Genomic DNA, 18,714 nt, shown 5'->3' with positions numbered 1-18,714 from the left:
GCCACCTTTGAATGGAACCAATACGGAACAGAAGCAACGGATGCTCGTATTGCAATCCCTGATTCGGCCCGAAGGCCAGTTGGAACTCTCGCTAGCCGAGATGGCACCGCCTCGCATCGCCGAACCCGACCAGGTGCTCGTCAGCATGGAGGCCGCGCCGCTCAATCCGTCCGACATGACATTGCTGCTGGGCGGCGCCGACCTGCACGGCGCGGAGCGCACCCGCGTGAATGGCCTGCCCGCCATGGTTGCCCCCATGCCGCCGGGCGCCATGGCCGCGCAAGCGCGCCGCGTGGGCCAACCGCAAGCTGTTGGCAACGAGGGCGCAGGCACCGTGGTGGCCACAGGAAGCGCGCCGGAAGCGCGAGCCCTGCTGGGCCGCAAGGTCGCCATGATGGGTGGCGGTATGTACGCCGAATACCGCGTCGCGGCGGCTAGCCAATGCCTTGCCTTGCCGTCAAACGCTAGCGCGACCGATGGCGCGGCGGCATTCGTCAACCCGATCACAGCCCTGGGCATGCTGGAAACCGCTCGCCGCGAAGGTCACAAGTCCATGGCCCTGACCGTCGCCGCGTCCAACCTGGGCCAAATGCTGCTGCGCCTGTGCGAAGCGGAGGACGTGCCACTGGTCAGCATCGTGCGCCGCCCGCAGCAAGCCAGGCTGCTGAACGACTTGGGCGCGCGCCACGTGGTCGACAGCAGTGCGGAGGACTTCGTGCCACGCCTGACCGACGCACTGGCCGAAACGGGTACGCGCCTCGCCTTTGATGCAACGGGCGGCGGAGAAATGGCGGGCCAATTGCTCCACGCCATGGAGGCCGCACTTTCGCGACAAGCGGGGCGGGCCTACGACCGCTACGGCAGCCAGATCCACAAGCAGATCTACATCTACGGCTACCTGGAGCGCATGCACACCACGCTGCCGCCCGGCCTGGGCATGGCCTGGGGCTTGGGCGGGTGGCTTGTCTTCTCGTTCTGGCGCGCTCTTCCGCCGGAGCGCCGCGCACAACTGCAAGCACGCGTGGCAGCGGAACTGAAATCCACCTTCGCATGCCGCTACGCGCGCGAATGCACCTTGCAGGAACTGCTCACGCCCGAAGCGCTGCGCCAGAGCGTGCAGATGGCCACGGGCGACAAGACGCTGCTGCGTCTCGCGCCAGGTTGACCAGACCCGCACAGAACACAAGAAGGAAATCACAGATGACGCACGAGCATTCCAAACCACTCGAGGCGGCAAGGCACGCCTCCAACAAGCCGCCGGTGCGTTTGCCGCTGGAGGGCGTGCGCGTCCTCGATCTCTCACGCGTGCTGGCGGGCCCCATGTGCGCGCAGGCGCTGGGCGACCTGGGCGCCGAAGTCATCAAGATCGAGCACCCCGGCCGTGGCGATGACACGCGCGATTGGGGACTGCGCGTGGGCTCGCGCAACACGGCTTACTTCAACAGCGCAAACCGCAACAAGCAGTCCGTCGGCATTGATCTGCAGAAGCCGGAAGGCCAACGCATCGCGCGCATGCTGGCCGAGAAGAGCGACGTGCTGATCCAGAACTTCAAGTTCGGCGGTATCGACCGGATGGGACTCGGCTATCAGGAACTGAAGGCGTTGAACCCCGGGCTCGTGTATTGCTCCATCGCTGGCTATCGAAGCGATGGCCCCGAGGCCGCACGCCCTGGGTATGACCTGGTCGTGCAGGGAGAGGCCGGCCTCATGGCGCTCAACGGCGAAGAAGGCCAGGGTCCGCTCAAGTTCGGCGTCGCCGCGGTGGACATGTTCACGGGCATGTACGCCACCCAAGCCATCATTGCCGCCCTGTTCGATCGACAGCGCACGGGCGTGGGCCGACATGTGGAGATGGCGCTATACGACTGCGGCCTCATGATCACGGCTTACTACGGCATGGAAGCGCTGCTCATGGGGGGAGATCCGCCCAAGTACGGCAACGCCCATCCATCTATCGTGCCCTATGGCGTATTCGATGCCGCCGATGGCCCTTTAGTCATCACCGTGGGCAACAACGCGCAGTTCCAACGCTTCTGTACGGAGGTACTCGAGCGGCCCGATCTTGCGGCCGACGAACGCTTCGCCACCAATATCGGTCGCGCGCGGAACCGCCACGTGCTGCTGCCGGAATTGCGCGCCGAACTCGGGCGGCGCCCCCGAGAACTGCTGCTGGCACGCCTGACAGCCGCGGGCATTCCCTGTGGCGAGGTGCTTGGCCTGCTCGAGGCCCTGCAATCCCGGCGCAGCACCGAGGCCGGTCTGGTAGTCGGGATGCCGAACCCCGAAGCCGGCCAGGTTCAGGTCATGGCGCCTCCCTATCGCCTGGACGGCGAGCGACTGCCCGTGCGGGCAGGGCCACCCCTGCTGTCACAGGACACCGAGAAGGTGCTTGGTGAACTGCTGGACATGGATGCCCGACGGATCGCAGGCCTCAGGCAGGACGGCGTGTTGTAGCTCGCAGATCACTTCGCCTTGGCCTCTCGGCACGAAATGCAAAGTCTGTGTCGCGCTTTGCCAAGCTGATCGCGTCGCCCATCCATAGAGTCTCTTCGCGCCACATCGGCCGCAATCCATCACCTTGAGGCAGGAGACAACATCATGCGATACAGAGCCGTCGTCGACGTCCTGTGCAACCCACCCCCTTCCCTGAACAAGGCGCTCATCGCCTTGGCCGTCCTTGTCGCCGCCAACGGCGCATCGGCGCAGTCGTCCCTCACGCTGTTCGGAGTGGTCGACGCCACGATCAGCAGCTACTCGAACAAGGCCGAGACACCACTGGGCGTCACCATCAAGACCGGCAGCACGGTGCAGAACAGCTCAGGCTATACGGGCAGCCGAGTGGGCTTCCGCGGCACGGAGGATCTCGGCGGCGGCGCCGCGGCGAGCTTCTGGCTCGAAGCGGGCTTGCTCAATGACACCGGTGCGGGCTTCTCGTCGGGCTCGCTCGCCTTCAATCGCCGCTCGACGGTGAGCCTGTCGGGCGTCTTGGGCGAAATCCGGCTCGGCAGAGACTACACACCGACATTCTGGAACGACGCGGTGTTCGACCCATTCACCTCCAACGGCGTGGGTCTCAACCTCATTGCGACCGCCAGTGGCTTCAACACGCCGGGTCAGGCGGCCAACGGCTTCCGGGCCAACGCCAATTACCTGCGTGCCTCCAACTCCGTGGGCTACTTCCTGCCGCCGACGCTGGGCGGCTTCTACGGTCAGGTCATGTATGCCTTCAACGAAGCGACCAAGTACGACCCGGGCACGCTGACGCCGGACGTGCAGAACAGCCAGCGTTCCGGACGCTACGTCGGCGGTCGGTTCGGCTACGCCAAAGGCCCGCTCGATGTCGCGTTCGCAGGAGCGCGCAGCACCATCGGGGACCAGTTCTTCGTGGGTTCGACGACGAGTCTCGACATCTGGAACGTCGGTGCCTCTTACGACTTCGGCGCTGTCAAGCTGTACGGGGAGTACTCGAACAACAAGATGAAGGTCGACTACTCCGGCATCCCGCCGGTCACCGCCGCGTTCGGCCTGACCAGCCCGGGTGCCAACGGCGCGCTCGTCGGGTTGACGGTGCCAGTCGGGCCCGGGCTGATTCGCGCCGTCTATACGCAAGTGAAATACAGCAACGTCACGGCGTCGAAACAGGTCGCTCCTGGGTTCGCTCCAGATCCGAAGGCCGAGAAGTACGCCCTCGGCTACGTACACAACCTGTCGACACGCACGGCCCTGTACGCCACGGTAGCGCGCATCGACAACAAGAATGGCGCCGACCTGACGGTGGGCGGGCCGAGTTTCTACTCGAAGGCGATCAACGGCTCCACGCCGGTCCCGCAGTCATCCACTGGTTACGACATCGGCATTAGGCACGTGTTCTGATTGCCGGAATCCGGAGGGGATCCGGCAAGTCCATGGCTTGCCGGGCCCGGGCGGTCCGGTTCAGTTGTCGACCGTGATGCCGGTGTCCGCGACGATCCTTTTCCACATCTGCAGGTCCTGGATCATCATCGAGCGAAACGCGTCGGGCGATTTCGTCGGCGGCGGTGCGATGTTCATTGCAGTGACCTTCGCCACCATGTCGGGCTGCTGTTGGATCTTGTTGATCTCGGTGTTCAGGCGCTGGACGATCGCAGCAGGGGTTCCGGGTGGGGCGAACACACCGAACCAGCCGACCGGCTCGAAGGCATAGCCCTGCTCGGCGAAGGTGGGGACACTGGCGGCGCGAGGCAGCCTCACCGTCCCCGTCACCGCGATGGCCCGCAACCGTCCGGACTCCATGAACGGCAGCGGAGCCGCAGGGTCTGCGAACCCGATCTTCAGTGTTCCCGTGGTCAGCTCCGTGAGCAGTTGCGGCACTTGCCGGTAAGGCACGTGGTCGATCTTCATGCCAGTCTGACGCTTGAGCCATTCCATGGTCATATGGCCAGACGATCCCACCGCCCAGGAGCCGAAGGTGAACTTGCCGGGACTGGACTTCACCAGTTCGACGAGCTCCTTGAGATTCCTTGCCGGAAGGTCGTTGCTGACCAGCAGGAAAACGCCGCCGGCGGCCGTCTGCGCGACCGGCGCCAGGTCCTTCGTCACGTCATAGGGAACCGACTTCATCAGCGCGGGCGCCATGACCATGTTGGTGGCGTTCGTGTAGAGCAGGGTGTAGCCATCTGCCGCAGCGCGCACCACCGCCTGCGTGCCGATGATTCCGCTGCCGCCAGCCTTGTTCTCCACCACGATGCTCTGTCCCAGCGCCATGCCGAGGCGGTGGGCCATTTCACGGGCCATGAGGTCGGTGCCCGAACCTGCCGAGGAGGGCACGATCATCGTGATCGGCCGGCTCGGCCAGGTGTCGCCTTGAGCGAACACCAACGATGCGGACATGAAGACGGCTGCCGCGATGGCGGCACGACGGGTTGCTGGCATCAGATTCACGGAGTCACCCTTGAAGTGGTTCGCTGTCGCCCTCCTGAGGCCGGACGGCTGAAGTCGGCCTCGTGGAGTGGCAAGACTTTGGTTGAAGAGAATTTCCTGTCGGCAATGCACCGCGTGCGTGTCACCCCTCAGTGACGTGGTGCCGCGTCGCCGCAACTTACGACGACGGTACCGACCTTGGTCCCGGCTTCCACGGCCTGATGCGCCCGCGCTGTCTCGTGCAATGGATGGACGCTGTCAACGGTGTGGATCGCATTCGGCCTGTCTGCCAGCCAGCGGCATACGCCTGACTGCGCCTCGTGCCGCCGGCTTGGATGCAGGCCCGACAGGTAGAGCCCCTGCAGCCTCAGGTTGCCTCGAATGATCCGCGCCATGGGCAACGCTGCGGTTGCCTGCGCACCGATGGCATAGGTCACCCAGGTGGCGCCCTCGGCCGCCGCGCCAAGCACGAGGTCGGTGTTGGCCACGGCATCGACGTCCACGATGCGCTGCACGCCGCTGCAGGCCGCGTCCCGCAGTTGCTCGAGCGCGTTGGGCGCGGTGTAGTCGATGACAACATCGGCCCCTGCGCGCGTCGCATGCGCCAACTTCGCGCGTGAACTCGCGGTGGCGATCACGCGGGCGCCGCCCCATTTGGCGAGCTGGATCGCGTAATGACCCACTGCGCCGGCGCCACCTGTGACGAGCACGGTGGCACCTTCGATGGCGCCCTGCCCGAACAATGCGCAGTACGCCGTCAGGCACGGAATGCCCAGGCATGCGCCCTCTTCGTCGCTCAGGTGCGCCGGAAGCTCGCACGCCAGGTCTTCGGCAAGACATATGAATTCGGCGGCGGTGCCGAACGGCCTGCTGCGTTGGCCAAAGCAGATCCAGACGCGCTGTCCGACACGCGCCGCGTTGACACCCGGGCCAACCGCATCGATCACGCCAGCGCCATCGCTATTGGGAATGATGCGCGGGTATTCCATCAAATGCAGCCGTCCGGCCCGCCGATTGGCATCGGCCGGGTTGACGGCCGATGCGCCCAGCCGCACGCGCACTTCGCCCGGCGCGGGCACGGGGGTCGGCATCTGCCCGCAGTGCAGCACGTCGTGCGCCGCGCCCTGCTGCTCGTACCACACCGCCCGCACCGGATCACTCCACCTGCACGAGCTGCTTGCCGAAGTTCCGGCCCGTGAGCATGCGGATGAACGCGTCGGGCGCGGAGCGCAGGCCGACGGAGATGTCCTCCTTGAACCGGATCCTGCCCTCCCTGACCCAGACGGACAGGTCGGCGAGCGCGGTCGGCCAATAGTCGCGGTGATCCGCGATGACGAAGGCATGGATAGCGACGCGGTGCATGAGCAGTTGCCGCATGCCCTTCACGCCGTACGGTTCCTTCGTGTTGTACTGGCTGATGTTGCCGCACAGCGCGATTCGCGCATGGTCTGCGATGCGCTGCAGCACGGCATCGAACACGGGTCCGCCGACGTTCTCGAACAGTACGTCAACATAGTCAGGAGTCGCTTGTGCAAGCTGCTGTTCGAAGTCGGGCGCGCGGTGGTCGACGCAGGCATCGAAGCCGAGTTCGTCCACCACGTAGCGGCACTTGTCCGCTCCGCCGGCGATACCGATCACGCGGCAGCCCTTGATCTTGGCGATCTGCCCAGCGACGCTGCCAACCGCGCCTGACGCGGCCGTGACCACCACCGTCTCGCCCGGCTTCGGATCGGCGAGCTTGAGCAGTCCGTAGTGCGCAGTGACGCCAGTCATGCCCAACACACCGAGCGCCGCCGACGGCGGGCCCATGGCCGGGTCGAGTACGCGCGCGTTGGCGCGGGTCACCACGCCGTGTGTCTGCCAACCCAGCGGCCCAGCAACGATCGCCCCCCTGGGCAGCGCAGGCTCGCGGCTCTCGACGACCTCCCCAACGCCAGCGCCGGGCATCAGCTCCCCGAGCTTCAAAGGTTCCACGTAGGAGCGCAGCGGGTCCATGCGCGGACGCATGTACGGGTCGAGCGAGAGGTAGCGGCTGCGCACGAGCGCTTCGCCCTCGGCAAGCGTGGGCAAGGCAGCCTCGACGATGTCGAAGTCGCCCGGCGACACCATCCCCTGCGGGTGGCGCTTCATCCTGACCTGCACGTTTCCGCCGCTCATGGCTTCGCTCCCGGCACATTGCGCAGCAGCGTCTCGGCGTTGCGGTACATGTAGTCTTCGAGGGCGCCATCGTCGATGTCGAGTTCGAGCGTGTCGCGCACCGACTCCTCCACGCCCATGAACGAATAGGCCGATGCGAAGATGAAGCGCTTGGGCAGCCAGTTGATGCCTTCCACGTAGGCCTTCCCGCCCGGCGCGAAGACATAGACATCGGGCGAGACGTACACGTTCATGAGGCCGGTTACCTCGCTCTTGAAGGCCAGCGCGATGGCCTCGTTCACATAGGGATAGCAGCCGTGGCCAAGCACCACCGGCATCGTGGAATAGCGGCGCGCCACACGATCGAAGCGCACCGGATCGGTATGGCTGATGTCCGGGCCGGCGAGCGGACCCGACATGAACAGGAGCGGCACCTTCAGGTCGGCGATGCGCTCGTAAAGAGGGAACAGCCTTTCGTCGTCAGCGTACATGGGCGCGCGGGCCAAGCCGGGCTCGATGCACACGCCGACCAGGCCCAACTCCTTCACCGCCGTGTCGAGGCCGGCCAGGATCTCCGTGATGGGCTTGTCGAAATCGATGCCGGCCAGGCCGAGCACGCGGTCGCCGGTGCGCCCTTTCAGCTCATGCAGGTCCTTGTCCTCGATGTGTACCGGCACCGGGCGGTTCACCGAGTGGCGCCCATTCATCAGGCCGAGACGAACGCCGACGGTATCCATCTCCTGGATCAGCGCGGCGAGCGCGCGGTCCTCGGAGTTGGGGCTGCTCTCGGTAGAAATGCTGTACGAGCGCGGCACATGGTGGCCCAGGAGCCTGTTCACATGGCCCACCACATTGGGCGTGAAGAAGGTGCGGTAGGGACCGGTGGGTGGGCGCAGGCGAAAGTCGATGATCTTGCCGGCAAGGCGCGCGAAGCGCTCCTGGGGGGTGCTCATGGGTTGTCTCCTGGTCGAGCTGGTGAGGGTGAGCGCGACTATTGCACAATTAATGTCGACATACAACATATTTCAACTGACACGCGTTCCGCAGTCGCCAACGCGGCGATATTGCATTTGTGTCGACATGCAGATCGACAATGCCCTGTGCTATGTTCCCGGCCATGGCGACCCGATCCCGCACCCCTGCCGCAGCTGACCCAGCCACCGACACCCAGCCTGCCCACGACCCGGGCCTTGCAGCGCTACTCGCGCCCAAGGACAGCACCATGGTCGCGGTCGAGAAGGCGCTGCTGCGCGGAGAAGGCGCACACGCATCGCCGCCCGTGGCCGAGCAGATCGCCGCGCGACTCGCGGGGCTGATCGCACTGGACCTTCTGCCGCCCGGCCAGCGCCTGTTCGAGACCGACATCAGCGAGATGCTGCGCGTGAGCCGCGCACCGGTGCGCGAAGCCATCCGCATCCTGGAGCGCGACCATCTGGTCGAGCTGAGCGCACGGCGCGGTGCCGCTGTCACCGCGCCCGACGCACGTGAGCTGCAGGACATCTTCGAGGTGCGCGTGGCCCTCTTCTCCATCCTGCTTGAGCAGGTGATGAAGGAACGTCATGCCGATCTGCTGCGCGTCTTCGGGCAGCACCTGCCGCGCCTGGAAAAGGCGGCCGGCGAGACGCCGCAGGCTTTCGCGGTGCAGAGTTTTCTGTTCAACCTTGACGTTGCCGACCTGTGCAGCAACCGTCTGGTGGTGGACCAGCTCAAGGCAATCTCGCTGCGAACGCTGCGCTATGTACGCCTGGGCCTGAGCGCCGCACCGGAGGCGGTCACGAAGGCAATGGGCCGATGGCGCACGCTGCACAACGCCGTCGTCAAGGGCGACACGGCGCTCGCGATCGAATGCGCGACCAAGCGCATCAGCGCCGTGCGCGATCTCACCGTATCCGCCCTGCGCAAGTCCAGGCCGGCTACCCACGAAGGACGGAAGCGCTCGACCGCCGCCCGCTGAACGATCGCCGTTCTCTCAGAACGGCACGTCGCCCACGATGCCGGCGCGCTCCATCTTGCGCGGCGCCGGCCAGTAATCCATCACCGCGTAGTGTTGCGTGGCGCGGTTGTCCCAGAGCGCCACGCAGTGGGGCTTCCAGCGGAAACGCACCTGGTATTCCGGAATGGTGGCCTGGCTCTGCAGGTACTGCAGCAGCAGTCCGGCGCCCGGGTTCTTGTCGATGCCCCAGCGCACGTTCGCGGGCGTGTGGTAGTTGAGCAAGTGCGTCGTGAAGCTGCCCACGTACAGAATCTTCTCGCCGGTCTCGGGGTGCGTGCGCACCACGGGATGCTCCACCGGCGGGTTCTGGCGGCCCAACTCGCGGCGCTTTTCGTCCTGCATCACGGCACCGAAGCTGTGCTCGATGCTGCTGCTGGCGCGCAGGCCATCGATCTTCGACTTCACGTCATCGGGCAGCCGCGCGTAGGCTTCGACCATGTTCACCCAGATGGTGTCGCCGCCTACCTCGGGGCACTCGACGCAGCGCAGCACGGCACCCATTGCCGGATTGGAGCGCCAGAGGCCGTCGGTATGCCAGTTGTTCTCGTACGGGTTCTTCTCTTCACTGCGATAGATCTGCACCAGGCCGGGATAGTCCGGATGGCTGCCCGCGACCGGGTGCGTCTCGAGCGGGCCGAAGCGGCTGGCGAAGGCGACGTGGTCCGCACGCGAGAAGTTGCCCAAGTCCTGGTCGCGGAAGAACAGCACGCGATGCCGCAGCAGTAGCGACCTGATCTCGTCGAACAAGTCGTCGCTGCCCACCGCGTCGCGCAGGCGGATACCCGTCACCTCAGCGCCGATGTTGACCGTCAGCCGTTCCACTCTCATTGCGCGTCTCCTTGGCCGGTGGATAGAAAGGCGACAAGGGGCGGCCCTCCCCTTGCGTCGCCGACGGACTATACATCATTAATGTCGACATAACTCATATTTGCATGATAAAGTTGTTCGCAACTCCCCACTTCCATCCGCAGGAATCCAGATGAAGGCAAGCAGAATCGTTCCCGGCCCGCAGGGGGGCCGGCTAGAGATCCACGACGTGCCGCAGCCCAAGGCCGGCCCCGGCCAAGTGCTCGTGCGCGTGATGGCCTCAGGCCTCAACCGCGGCGAGATCAAGCTGGTGCGCGATGCCACCGGCGGCGAGCCGCGCACTTCGGGCGTTGAGTTCGCAGGCATCGTGGCGGCCACGGGTCCCGGCGTTACGCACCTGTGCGAAGGCGATCACGTCGTCGGGCACGGCACCGGTGGCCAGGCTGAGTTCGCTGTGGCCGAGGCGCGCGCGCTGCTACGCGTTCCCCGAAGCCTGCCGTGGGCCGAGGCGGCCGCCTTCCTCAACGTGTTCATCACCGCGCACGACGCACTGGTGATCAACGGCGAACTGCGCCCCGGCGAAACGGTGCTGGTCAACGCCGCCTCCAGCGGCATCGGCCTGGCCGCGATCCAGATCGCATCGCTGATGAAGGCCGCCAAGGTGTTCGCGACCACACGCTCTGCCGAAAAGGCCGCGCGGCTCGCGCGCTACGGCGCCACGCACGCCATCGACGTGTCGACGCGCAACCCAGTGCAGGCCGTGATGGAGGCCACCGGCGGGCGCGGCGTGGACATCGTGATCGACTCGCTCGGGGGCGAGGTGTTTCCGGACAACATGAAGAGCCTCGCGGTGAAGGGCCGGCTCGTAAACGTCGGCCGCATGGCCGGCGCCACCGCGCAGATGGACCTGACCGATCTGTGGCTCAAGCGGCTCAAGCTCATCGGCGTGACCTTCCGCACCCGTAGCGAGGAAGAGCGCCTGCAGTGCATCGAAGCCGCGGGGCGTGACCTGCTGCCCCTGCTCGAGGCAGGAGCGATCCAGCTGCCGGTCGATCGCGTGTATCCGCTCGACCGCATCGCCGAGGCCCACGCCTACATGGAGACCGGCCGGCATTTCGGAAAGATCGTCATAGCAGTCGACGCGCAGTTGGCAGAGGCCGCCGCTGTCACGGCGTGAGGACACGCGCATGAAGATCGCCTCCCACGACGACAAGATCCGGCGCCTGTCTGCGCTGCGCCTGCGGCTCGATCCGCTGCGCGACTTCGAGCTCTGGTACTGGACCACGCTGACCGCCGGCACCAACATCTGGAATGCCACGCTGCACGCGGCAGGCCTCACAAGCGAGGAGCGCGTGTTCTCCACCATTCCGGGTGTGCATGTGGTGCCACAGCCTGACGGCAGCCTGCGCCGCGAACTGCGCGGCCCGGGGGACGTGAGCCACGTCGGCTGGCCGCCGATCCCCGGCGAGATGCCCAGGCACCTGCACCGGCTCGAAGCCGCGCTGCATGCGCTGGAGGCACATCGCGACCCCTGCCTGCGTGGCGACCGCGAACCCACGCAGACCATCGTGGACGAATGCGAGCGGGCCTTCGCCGAAGCCATTGCCGTCTACCAGCACGCAATCCGCTGAAGGATCTTCCATGACCCCCGAGAACCACAGAAACCAGGCCGAGCGCATCGAGCGCTCGCTGGCCCTGCTCACCGACACCGACTGGGAGATCCGCATCGAAGCCGCGATGCTCGCGGGCACCCACTGGGCCAACTTCGCCCTGCACCGCCGCGGGGTCAGCGTGGACAGCGAGGACATCGTGCATACATCGATGTGTGTGGTGAACACGCTGCGCAAGTACAAGCTCGCCGAGCAGGCGCTGCTGGAGCAGCTCGACGAGATCGAGGAAATCCGCGCGCCGTTCGTGCGCGGCGACATGGAGGGCGGCATCCAGGCCGGGCACCGCGCGCTGGCGCTGCTACGTGCCATCCGCGAACGCGCCCGTCGGCTGGCCTGAAGGAGAAGCCGATGCTCGGAAACATGATGAGCCAGCCGCTGCTGATTTCCTCGCTGCTGCAACATGCGGAGCGCCACCACGGCGACCAGGAGATCGTGTCGCGCCGCGTCGAGGGCGACACCCACCGCTACACGTTCCGCGAGATGGCCGCGCGCGCACGACGCCTGGCCAATGCGCTGCGCACGCTCGACATCGGCCCTGGCGGCATCGCAGCCACTCTGGCCTGGAACGGCTACCGCCACCTGGAGCTGTACTACGCGGTCTCGGGTGCCGGTGTCGTGCTGCACACGCTCAATCCTCGCCTGCACGCCGACCAGCTCGCCTGGATCGCGGACCATGCGCGCGACGAGGTGCTGTTCTTTGACATGAGCTTCCTGCCGCTGGTCGAGGCCCTTGCGCCGCGCCTCGCATCCATCAAAGCCTTCGTCGCCCTGGCGGACCGGGATCACATGCCCGCCTCGAGCAGCATCCCAGGGCTGCTGTGCTACGAAGACCTGCTGGCCGCCGAGGACGATCGCTACGAATGGCCGGTGTTCGATGAGAACACCGCCTCTTCCCTTTGCTATACGAGCGGCACCACCGGCAACCCCAAGGGCGTGCTGTATAGCCACCGCTCCACGATCCTGCATGCCTACGCCGCCGCGCTGCCGGACGCTCATAACCTCGGTGCGCGCGATGTGGTGCTGCCCGTGGTGCCGCTGTTCCACGTCAACGCGTGGGGGCTGCCCTACACCAGCCTGCTGTCGGGCGCCAAGCTCGTCCTGCCGGGCGCCGCTCTGGACGGCAAGTCGCTCTACGAACTCTTCGAGGAGGAGGGGGTCACGTTCACCTGCGGCGTGCCGACGGTCTGGCAGGGCCTGCTCGACCATATGAAGGCGCAAGGCCTGCGCTTCAGCTACCTGCAGCGCGTCGGCATCGGCGGCTCGGCCTGCCCGCCGGCCATGCTCGCCGCGTTCGAAGACGAGCACGAAGTGGACGTCCTGCACGGATGGGGCATGACCGAGACCAGCCCGTTCTGCGCCGGCTCCGTGTTGAAGGCCGCGCATGCGGGGCTGGAACACGATGCGGCGCTCACGGTGAAGGCCAAGCAAGGTCGCGTGGTCTTCGGCGTGGACATCCGCACCACCGACGACGAGGGCCGCGAGCTCGCGTGGGACGGCCGCACGCCCGGCCACCTCATGGTGCGCGGCCCCTGGGTGCTTGAGCGCTACTTCAGGGCCGACGTCTCGCCGCTGCAGGACGGCTGGTTTCCCACCGGCGACATCGCCACCATCGATGTCGATGGCTACATCCGGATCACCGACCGCAGCAAGGACGTGATCAAGTCCGGCGGCGAATGGATCGGCTCCATCGACCTGGAGAACGTCGCCATGGGCCACCCGGCTGTGGCCATGGCCGCATGCATCGCGGTGCCCCATCCGAAATGGGACGAGCGGCCGCTGCTGGTGGTGCAGCGCAAGGAGGGTACGGACGTGAGCCGCGACGAGCTCATCGACTTTTACGCCGGCAAGGTCACCCGGTGGTGGACGCCGGACGACGTCGTGTTCGTCGACGCGATGCCCATCGGCAACACCGGGAAGATGCTCAAGTCGGAACTGCGCGAGCGCTTCCGGGACCACCAGTTGCCCACCGCATGAAGGAGATGCAGATGCTCGCCTCGATCAGAAATTCTCCTTCCGTGGACCGCGTCCGGGAACTGGCACCCGGGATCATTGCCTGCGCCGTCATCGCGGCGGCGGCCGCGTTCCTCTCGGAGCACTATCAAGCGCCAATGATGTTGTTCGCGTTGCTGCTGGGCATCGCGATGAACTTCCTGGCCACAGATACCGGATGCGGGCCGGGCGTGGCCTTCACCAGTCGCACGATGCTGCGCGTCGGCGTGGCGCTGCTGGGGCTTCGCATCACCTTCGCCGACATCTCGGCGCTTGGCTGGCAGCCAGTGGCAGCGGTGGTGGTGTCGGTGGCCCTGACCATTCTCATCTCGATCGGCGTCGCCCGCCTGCTGGGTTTTCGCACCGCGTTCGGCGTGCTCTCCGGTGGCGCCACCGCCATCTGCGGCGCATCGGCGGCGCTGGCGCTAGCAGCCGCGATGCCACCGCACCCGCAGCGCGAGAAGGCGCTCAGCTTCACCGTGATCGGCGTGAGCACCCTGTCGACCACGGTGATGATCCTCTATCCCATCATCGCGCGCGCACTCGACCTGAGCGAGGTCGATTCCGGCATCTTCCTGGGCGGCACCATCCATGACGTAGCCCAGGTGGTGGGCGCCGGCTATGGCATGTCGAAGGTGACAGGCGACACCGCGACGGTGGTCAAGCTCATGCGCGTCGCCATGCTGCTGCCGGTGATCGTGGTCACTGTGATGGCCATGCGCAACCGCGACGCAGCCGCAGGGCCCCGGCCGCCGCTGCTGCCCTGGTTCGCGGTGGCGTTCGCGCTACTGGTGGTGGCGAACAGCCTGGGATGGGTCCCGCGCCCGGTAGCGACCGCCGGCACCACGCTGTCAGGTTGGTGCCTGGTCGCGGCCATTGCCGCGATCGGCATCAAGACGCAGGTTCGGCAGTTGCTCTCCGTCGGCGTGAAGCCGTTGGCGCTGATGATTTTCGAGACGGCGCTGATGGCTGCGATCGTGCTCGCGTTGATGCGGCTGTACCGCTGAGTGGCGCGGGCGCCTGCCCTTCGACGACGGCCTGCACAGCAGAATCACGCGAGACCTCGATGCGCCGGGTGGCGGTCGCCAGCACCTCTTCCACGTCGCGCCGGGCCACGGCGCGGTGCAGGGCGCGCCAGGACTTCATCGTCGTGGCCATGCGCGAAGGATCGGCCGCGTGCGCGAGGCGCACGTAGCGCAGGATGCGCAGCGAGATGGACGCCAGCATGTCCGCAATCAGCCCGCCCTCGGACAGCTTGAGCATGTCCATGTTCAGCAGGAAGCTCTCCAGCGCGTAGTCGTCGACGGAGCCCTGCTCCGACGCCTTCGCCAGCGCTGGCATATGGCGGTCGAAGACGGCTTCCAGGTCCGCCGGGCGGCGCTCCATGAGCTGGCGCAACAGAATCTTGAACAACGCGATGCGCACGACGTAGATGTCGGCGATGTCCTTGGCACCCGGCTCCGTCACGAGCACGCCTCGGCGGGGCCTGAACTCAACCAGCCGCTCGCGCTCGAGAATTCGCAACGCCTCGCGCACCGGCGCGCGGCTGACCCGGAGCACCTCGCCGATTTCAGTTTCGAGCAGGCGCTGGCCGGCGTGGATCAGGTCGAGCGTGATGACGCCGGCCAGTCGCACGGCGATCTGCTCGGCCACCGGGGCCGACGCGCTGGACCATTCGTGGCGGCGCAGGATGGCGTGCTCCACCGCCACCATGATCGGGGTCGGAGGTAGGAGCAGGCTGCTCAAGTCTGGGGTGTTGCTCGTCTTCTTGCGGGCCATATTCTGCGGAGATCCCCCGGGTGCGGGGGCTCCTTTCAGTCTAGCGCGATCTGCGCGCGGTTCGCGGCACTCGCCCAGCGGACCGCAGCTTCCCTCATCGATATCTGTTGCAGCCTGGGGTTGAGGATGCTGGATTCAGTCAATACAATTGTTATGTCGACAATAATAACAACAAGCAGTTTTCCATCCAGCATCCTAGGAGACATCCATGACCTCATCGCTGACGCGCCGGCACCTTCTCCTGGGGGGCGCAGCCGCCCTTCTTTCCGAATCACCGTGGGCCCAGAGTGCCCGAGATTGGCCGGTACGCCCGGTCAAGGTGATCGTGCCGAGCGGCGCGGGCGGCGTGGTCGATGTGCTGGCCCGGCAGCTCTACGACCGGCTGCAGAAAGGCTTCGGACAGCCGTTCGTAGTCGAAAACCGCCCCGGTGCCAATGGCCTGCTCGGAATGACCGCGGTCAAGAACGCGGCGCCGGACGGCTACACCATCCTCCACGGCTCGGCGTCGGCGACCGTCATGGCCGAAGCGCTGAACCCCGAACTGCCAGTCAGGACCATGCGTGACCTCGCGCCAGTCGCGCTGACCGCAGTCGGCGGGGTGCTGCTACTGGTGCATTCCTCGGTGCCCGCGAAGACCCTGCCCGAACTGGTAGAACTGCTCAAGCGCGAGCCCGAGAAATACCCGTCTTACGGAAGCTGGGGCGTCGGCTCCAACGGCCATCTCACGATGGAATGGATCAAGCAGCGCACCGGCCTCACGATCAACCACGTGCCCTACAAGACTGCGCCCGGGCTGTTGACCGACATGGTGTCGGGCCTGATCCCGATCGGCTGGGCGGATGTGACTTCACCGGTGGGCTTCATCCAGCAGGGAAAGCTGCGCGGCATCGCAGTGAACGGCACGGTGCGCAGCCCCAAGCTGCCCGATGTGAAACTGATGTCGGAGCAGGGGTACCCCTTCCCCGCCACGGGGTGGCAAGGTGTTTTCGCGCCCAGAAACACGCCGGTGCAAGTTCAGGACCGCCTGCATGCCGCGATCAACCGCGAACTCGGCACCCGCGAGTTGCAGGAGGCCATCCGCAGTGTCAACGTGGAGCCCCCGGCGACGGTGAGTCGCGAGGCGTTCATCAAGATCATCGAGGACGACCTGGCCGTGTGGCGCAAGATCGTGGTCAACGGCAACATCAAGCCGGAATAGAGCGGCGCACGGCACATCGTCAACCTGCTTCGCTTGCGCCATGGCAACCCTTGTTCGCGCCGCGTGCCTCACCAACTACCGTGAGATCGCGATTGGCTCAGGACTGAATCCGGAGCGCATGCTGCTCGACGCCGGATTGAGCCCCGGCGTGCTAGACGAGCCCGACCTGATGATTCCCGTGGAGCGGGTCGGCCGCCTGTTGCAGGCATCCGCGCACGCATCGAGCATCGAGTGCTTCGGCCTGTGCATGGCGCGGTCGCGCTTTCTGTCCAACCTCGGTGCCGTCGGCCTGCTGATCCGCGACCAGCCGACGCTGCGCGACTCACTCAACGTGCTGATGCGCTACCAGGCCATGCTCAATGGTGCGCTCACCCTGGCGATCGAGGAGCACGAGAAGATCGTGGTGATCCGCGAAGTACTCATCGCCGGCAGCACGCATCAGCCCACCCGACAACGTGTGGAGCTGGCCCTGGGGGTCATGGTGCGGATCGTTCAACAGCTGCTGGGTAGCGACTGGCGGCCGCGCAGGGTGTGCTTTGAGCACGCGCCGCCGAAAGATCTGGCCACGCATGTCCAGCTGTTTGGCCATGCCATCGAGTTCAACCGCGAGTTCAACGGCATCGTGTGCAGCAGGGCAGACCTGGATACGCGCAACCCCTCGGCCGATCCTGCCATGGCGCGCTATGCGCAGCAACTGGTGGATGCCTCGTTCAGGCAGCACCTTGCCTCCATGCTCGACGACGTTCGCCGGACTGCGCTGCTGCTGCTGCCCGGCGGGCGATGCAGCATCGAGAAAGTGAGTGAACAACTGGGCCTGGTGCCACGCACGGTCCAGCGCCGGCTGGCGGAGCAGTCGCAAAGCTTTTCGAGCGTGGTCAATGACTTGCGCAAGGAACTGGCCGTTCGATACGTCAACGAAAGCGATCGCCCTCTGAACGAAGTGGCGGACCTGCTGGGCCTCACGCCGAGCAGCTTCTCGCGCTGGTACCAGTCCCAGTTCAACTGCAGCGCCAAGGAGAGCCGCGCCCGCCAGTAGCCGCGGTGCGCGGCTGGCTGGCTGGAAGGCGGCGCGTTCACTTCGCGGCACCGGCCAGTCCCAGCTTGTCCAGGATCGCGCGGTTCTGGTCCCTGGTGCGCGCGAGCTTCGCCTGCAGCTCGTCGTAAGTCCCCGGCCTGGTTCCTTCCAGCCCCTGCGTCGCCAGCATCTCGCGGAACTTCGGTGACTGCTTGAGCCGTTCCGCTTCGATGCGGATGCGCTCGCGCATCGGCGCCGGCATGCTGCTCAGGACGAAGATCCCCACGCTGGCATCCGGCATGACGAGCTCGGGATATCCGACCTCACCCATGCTGGGCACGTTCGGCAGAAGTGACGATCGCTCGGCCGACACCACGCCCAACGCCTTGATCTTGCCGCTCTTGACGAGAGGTGCCACATTGGACACCACTTCGAAGGTCAGTTGCACCTGGCTCCCGATCAGGTCGATCATCGCGGGGGACGATCCCTTGTAGGGCACGATCAGGAGGCTGCCACCGCTCTTGTCCCGCAGCATCTCGCCCAGCAGATGGGAGCGCGTACCGATGCTCAGATTGGCGATACCGATCTCGTTCCTGCTTTGCTTGGCGCGATCGATCACCTCCGACACGCTGTTGGCCGGCAAATCGGAGTTGGCCACCAGCACGTGAATCATGCTGGCCACATCGGACAGGTAGGTGAAGGTCTTCAGCGGATCGAAAGGCGTCTTTACGATCAGCGGAAAGTCCGTCAGGATGCTGGACGGCCCCACCATCAGCGTATAGCCGTCGGCGGGGGCCGACATCAGCGCCCGCTCCGCCAGCACAGCCGAACCACCGGGCTTGTTTTCCACGATGACGGGCTGACCCAGATGGGCGCGCAGCTCCTCGCTCACAAGGCGAGCGACGTTGTCTGAAATACCACCGGGCGGCGCCGGCACGATGATACGGATGGGCTTGGAGGGCCAATCCTGCGCCAGCGCTGGGGCCAGTGCCGCCAGACCCAACAGTCCGGCCGCCATCAGCGACCGAATATTGACAGGGAAAATTCGCATGGTGTTAGTTCTCCGAACTGCGGCTGTCGCGCGTTGCTCCTGAGTCCGCTGCAGATGAGGCGGTCTTGCGGCACCGATCAAACGGGCTTGCGCAGGAAGCCCTGGTTGCCGCCGTTGCGGTTGGGCGCGAAGCCATTGGCCGCCAGCGTCTCTTCGGCGGTGTCGTAGAAGACCCCG

18 protein-coding genes are annotated in these 18,714 nt (G+C 66.0%); 11 read left to right on the top strand and 7 right to left on the bottom strand.

The window, feature by feature from the left end:
• Positions 1–40: 40 nt before the first annotated feature.
• The 3 genes from BLW05_RS27710 to BLW05_RS27700 all read left to right on the top strand — a co-directional run bounded on the left by BLW05_RS27710 (position 41) and on the right by BLW05_RS27700 (position 3,873).
• Positions 41–1,165, top strand: a complete 1,125-nt coding sequence (locus BLW05_RS27710) for an alcohol dehydrogenase catalytic domain-containing protein (protein WP_093166798.1) — start codon at positions 41–43, stop codon at positions 1,163–1,165.
• 35 nt (positions 1,166–1,200) lie between these two features.
• The gene (locus BLW05_RS27705; RefSeq protein WP_093166797.1) at positions 1,201–2,454 is read left to right on the top strand and encodes a CaiB/BaiF CoA transferase family protein; all 1,254 of its coding nucleotides are present in this window, start codon (positions 1,201–1,203) and stop codon (positions 2,452–2,454) included.
• Positions 2,455–2,646: 192 nt separating this feature from the next.
• Entirely contained in the window at positions 2,647–3,873 is a 1,227-nt protein-coding gene (locus BLW05_RS27700; protein ID WP_093166916.1) for a porin, read from the top strand.
• 60 nt (positions 3,874–3,933) lie between these two features.
• Here BLW05_RS27700 and BLW05_RS27695 read toward each other — a convergent pair whose 3' ends face one another.
• From BLW05_RS27695 to BLW05_RS27680, 4 genes are all read right to left on the bottom strand, one after another.
• Positions 3,934–4,911, bottom strand: a complete 978-nt coding sequence (locus BLW05_RS27695; protein ID WP_256330529.1) for a Bug family tripartite tricarboxylate transporter substrate binding protein — start codon at positions 4,909–4,911, stop codon at positions 3,934–3,936.
• Between the two features lie 137 nt (positions 4,912–5,048).
• Entirely contained in the window at positions 5,049–6,050 is a 1,002-nt protein-coding gene (locus tag BLW05_RS27690) for an NADPH:quinone reductase (protein WP_093166796.1), read from the bottom strand.
• Between the two features lie 4 nt (positions 6,051–6,054).
• A complete protein-coding gene (locus BLW05_RS27685) occupies positions 6,055–7,056 on the bottom strand; it encodes an NADP-dependent oxidoreductase (RefSeq protein WP_093166795.1) in 1,002 nt (333 codons plus the stop codon).
• On the bottom strand, positions 7,053–7,988 hold the full coding sequence (locus tag BLW05_RS27680; RefSeq protein ID WP_093166794.1) for an amidohydrolase family protein: 936 nt from the start codon (positions 7,986–7,988) through the stop codon (positions 7,053–7,055). Before BLW05_RS27680 ends, BLW05_RS27685 begins: the two co-directional genes overlap by 4 nt.
• A 164-nt stretch (positions 7,989–8,152) precedes the next feature.
• Here BLW05_RS27680 and BLW05_RS27675 point away from each other — a divergent pair, with 164 nt between their 5' ends.
• A complete protein-coding gene (locus BLW05_RS27675; RefSeq protein ID WP_093166914.1) occupies positions 8,153–8,989 on the top strand; it encodes a GntR family transcriptional regulator in 837 nt (278 codons plus the stop codon).
• 15 nt (positions 8,990–9,004) lie between these two features.
• On the opposite strand, the gene BLW05_RS27670 is transcribed toward BLW05_RS27675, so the two are convergent.
• Positions 9,005–9,856, bottom strand: coding sequence for a TauD/TfdA dioxygenase family protein (locus BLW05_RS27670; RefSeq protein WP_093166793.1), 852 nt, complete (start codon positions 9,854–9,856; stop codon positions 9,005–9,007).
• A 151-nt stretch (positions 9,857–10,007) separates the two neighbouring features.
• On the opposite strand from BLW05_RS27670, the gene BLW05_RS27665 reads away from it, so the two are divergent.
• From BLW05_RS27665 to BLW05_RS27645, 5 genes are read left to right on the top strand one after another with little or no spacing between them, the layout of a single operon-like run.
• Positions 10,008–11,012: a zinc-binding dehydrogenase gene (locus BLW05_RS27665; RefSeq protein ID WP_093166792.1), complete on the top strand. Its 1,005-nt coding sequence runs from the start codon at positions 10,008–10,010 to the stop codon at positions 11,010–11,012.
• Between the two features lie 10 nt (positions 11,013–11,022).
• Positions 11,023–11,466, top strand: coding sequence for a hypothetical protein (locus BLW05_RS27660; RefSeq protein WP_093166791.1), 444 nt, complete (start codon positions 11,023–11,025; stop codon positions 11,464–11,466).
• Positions 11,467–11,476: 10 nt separating this feature from the next.
• Complete coding sequence (locus BLW05_RS27655; protein ID WP_093166790.1) at positions 11,477–11,842, top strand: hypothetical protein; 366 nt, start codon at positions 11,477–11,479, stop codon at positions 11,840–11,842.
• A gap of 11 nt (positions 11,843–11,853) precedes the next feature.
• Positions 11,854–13,479, top strand: a complete 1,626-nt coding sequence (locus BLW05_RS27650) for a 3-(methylthio)propionyl-CoA ligase (RefSeq protein ID WP_093166789.1) — start codon at positions 11,854–11,856, stop codon at positions 13,477–13,479.
• 11 nt (positions 13,480–13,490) lie between these two features.
• Positions 13,491–14,501, top strand: coding sequence for a YeiH family protein (locus tag BLW05_RS27645; protein WP_093166913.1), 1,011 nt, complete (start codon positions 13,491–13,493; stop codon positions 14,499–14,501).
• Here BLW05_RS27645 and BLW05_RS27640 read toward each other — a convergent pair.
• Positions 14,386–15,273, bottom strand: a complete 888-nt coding sequence (locus BLW05_RS27640) for a GntR family transcriptional regulator (RefSeq protein ID WP_143044936.1) — start codon at positions 15,271–15,273, stop codon at positions 14,386–14,388. The two genes, BLW05_RS27645 and BLW05_RS27640, sit on opposite strands and share 116 nt — an antisense overlap.
• 208 nt (positions 15,274–15,481) lie before the next feature.
• On the opposite strand from BLW05_RS27640, the gene BLW05_RS27635 reads away from it, so the two are divergent.
• Both BLW05_RS27635 and BLW05_RS27630 read left to right on the top strand, forming a co-directional pair.
• Positions 15,482–16,471 carry a Bug family tripartite tricarboxylate transporter substrate binding protein gene (locus BLW05_RS27635; protein ID WP_093166788.1) on the top strand — a complete coding sequence of 330 codons (990 nt, stop codon included), beginning with the start codon at positions 15,482–15,484 and terminating at the stop codon, positions 16,469–16,471.
• A gap of 40 nt (positions 16,472–16,511) precedes the next feature.
• On the top strand, positions 16,512–17,507 hold the full coding sequence (locus BLW05_RS27630) for an AraC family transcriptional regulator (RefSeq protein ID WP_093166787.1): 996 nt from the start codon (positions 16,512–16,514) through the stop codon (positions 17,505–17,507).
• A gap of 37 nt (positions 17,508–17,544) precedes the next feature.
• Here the strand turns inward: BLW05_RS27630 and BLW05_RS27625 are convergent, their stop codons facing one another.
• Complete coding sequence (locus BLW05_RS27625) at positions 17,545–18,504, bottom strand: Bug family tripartite tricarboxylate transporter substrate binding protein (protein WP_093166786.1); 960 nt, start codon at positions 18,502–18,504, stop codon at positions 17,545–17,547.
• Between the last annotated feature and the right edge of the window lie 210 nt (positions 18,505–18,714).

It is taken from the genome of Variovorax sp. YR216 (genome assembly GCF_900107745.1).
In the GTDB taxonomy this organism is placed as follows: Bacteria; Pseudomonadota; Gammaproteobacteria; order Burkholderiales; family Burkholderiaceae_C; genus Variovorax.
This window is presented reverse-complemented; position numbering and strand designations above follow the sequence as displayed.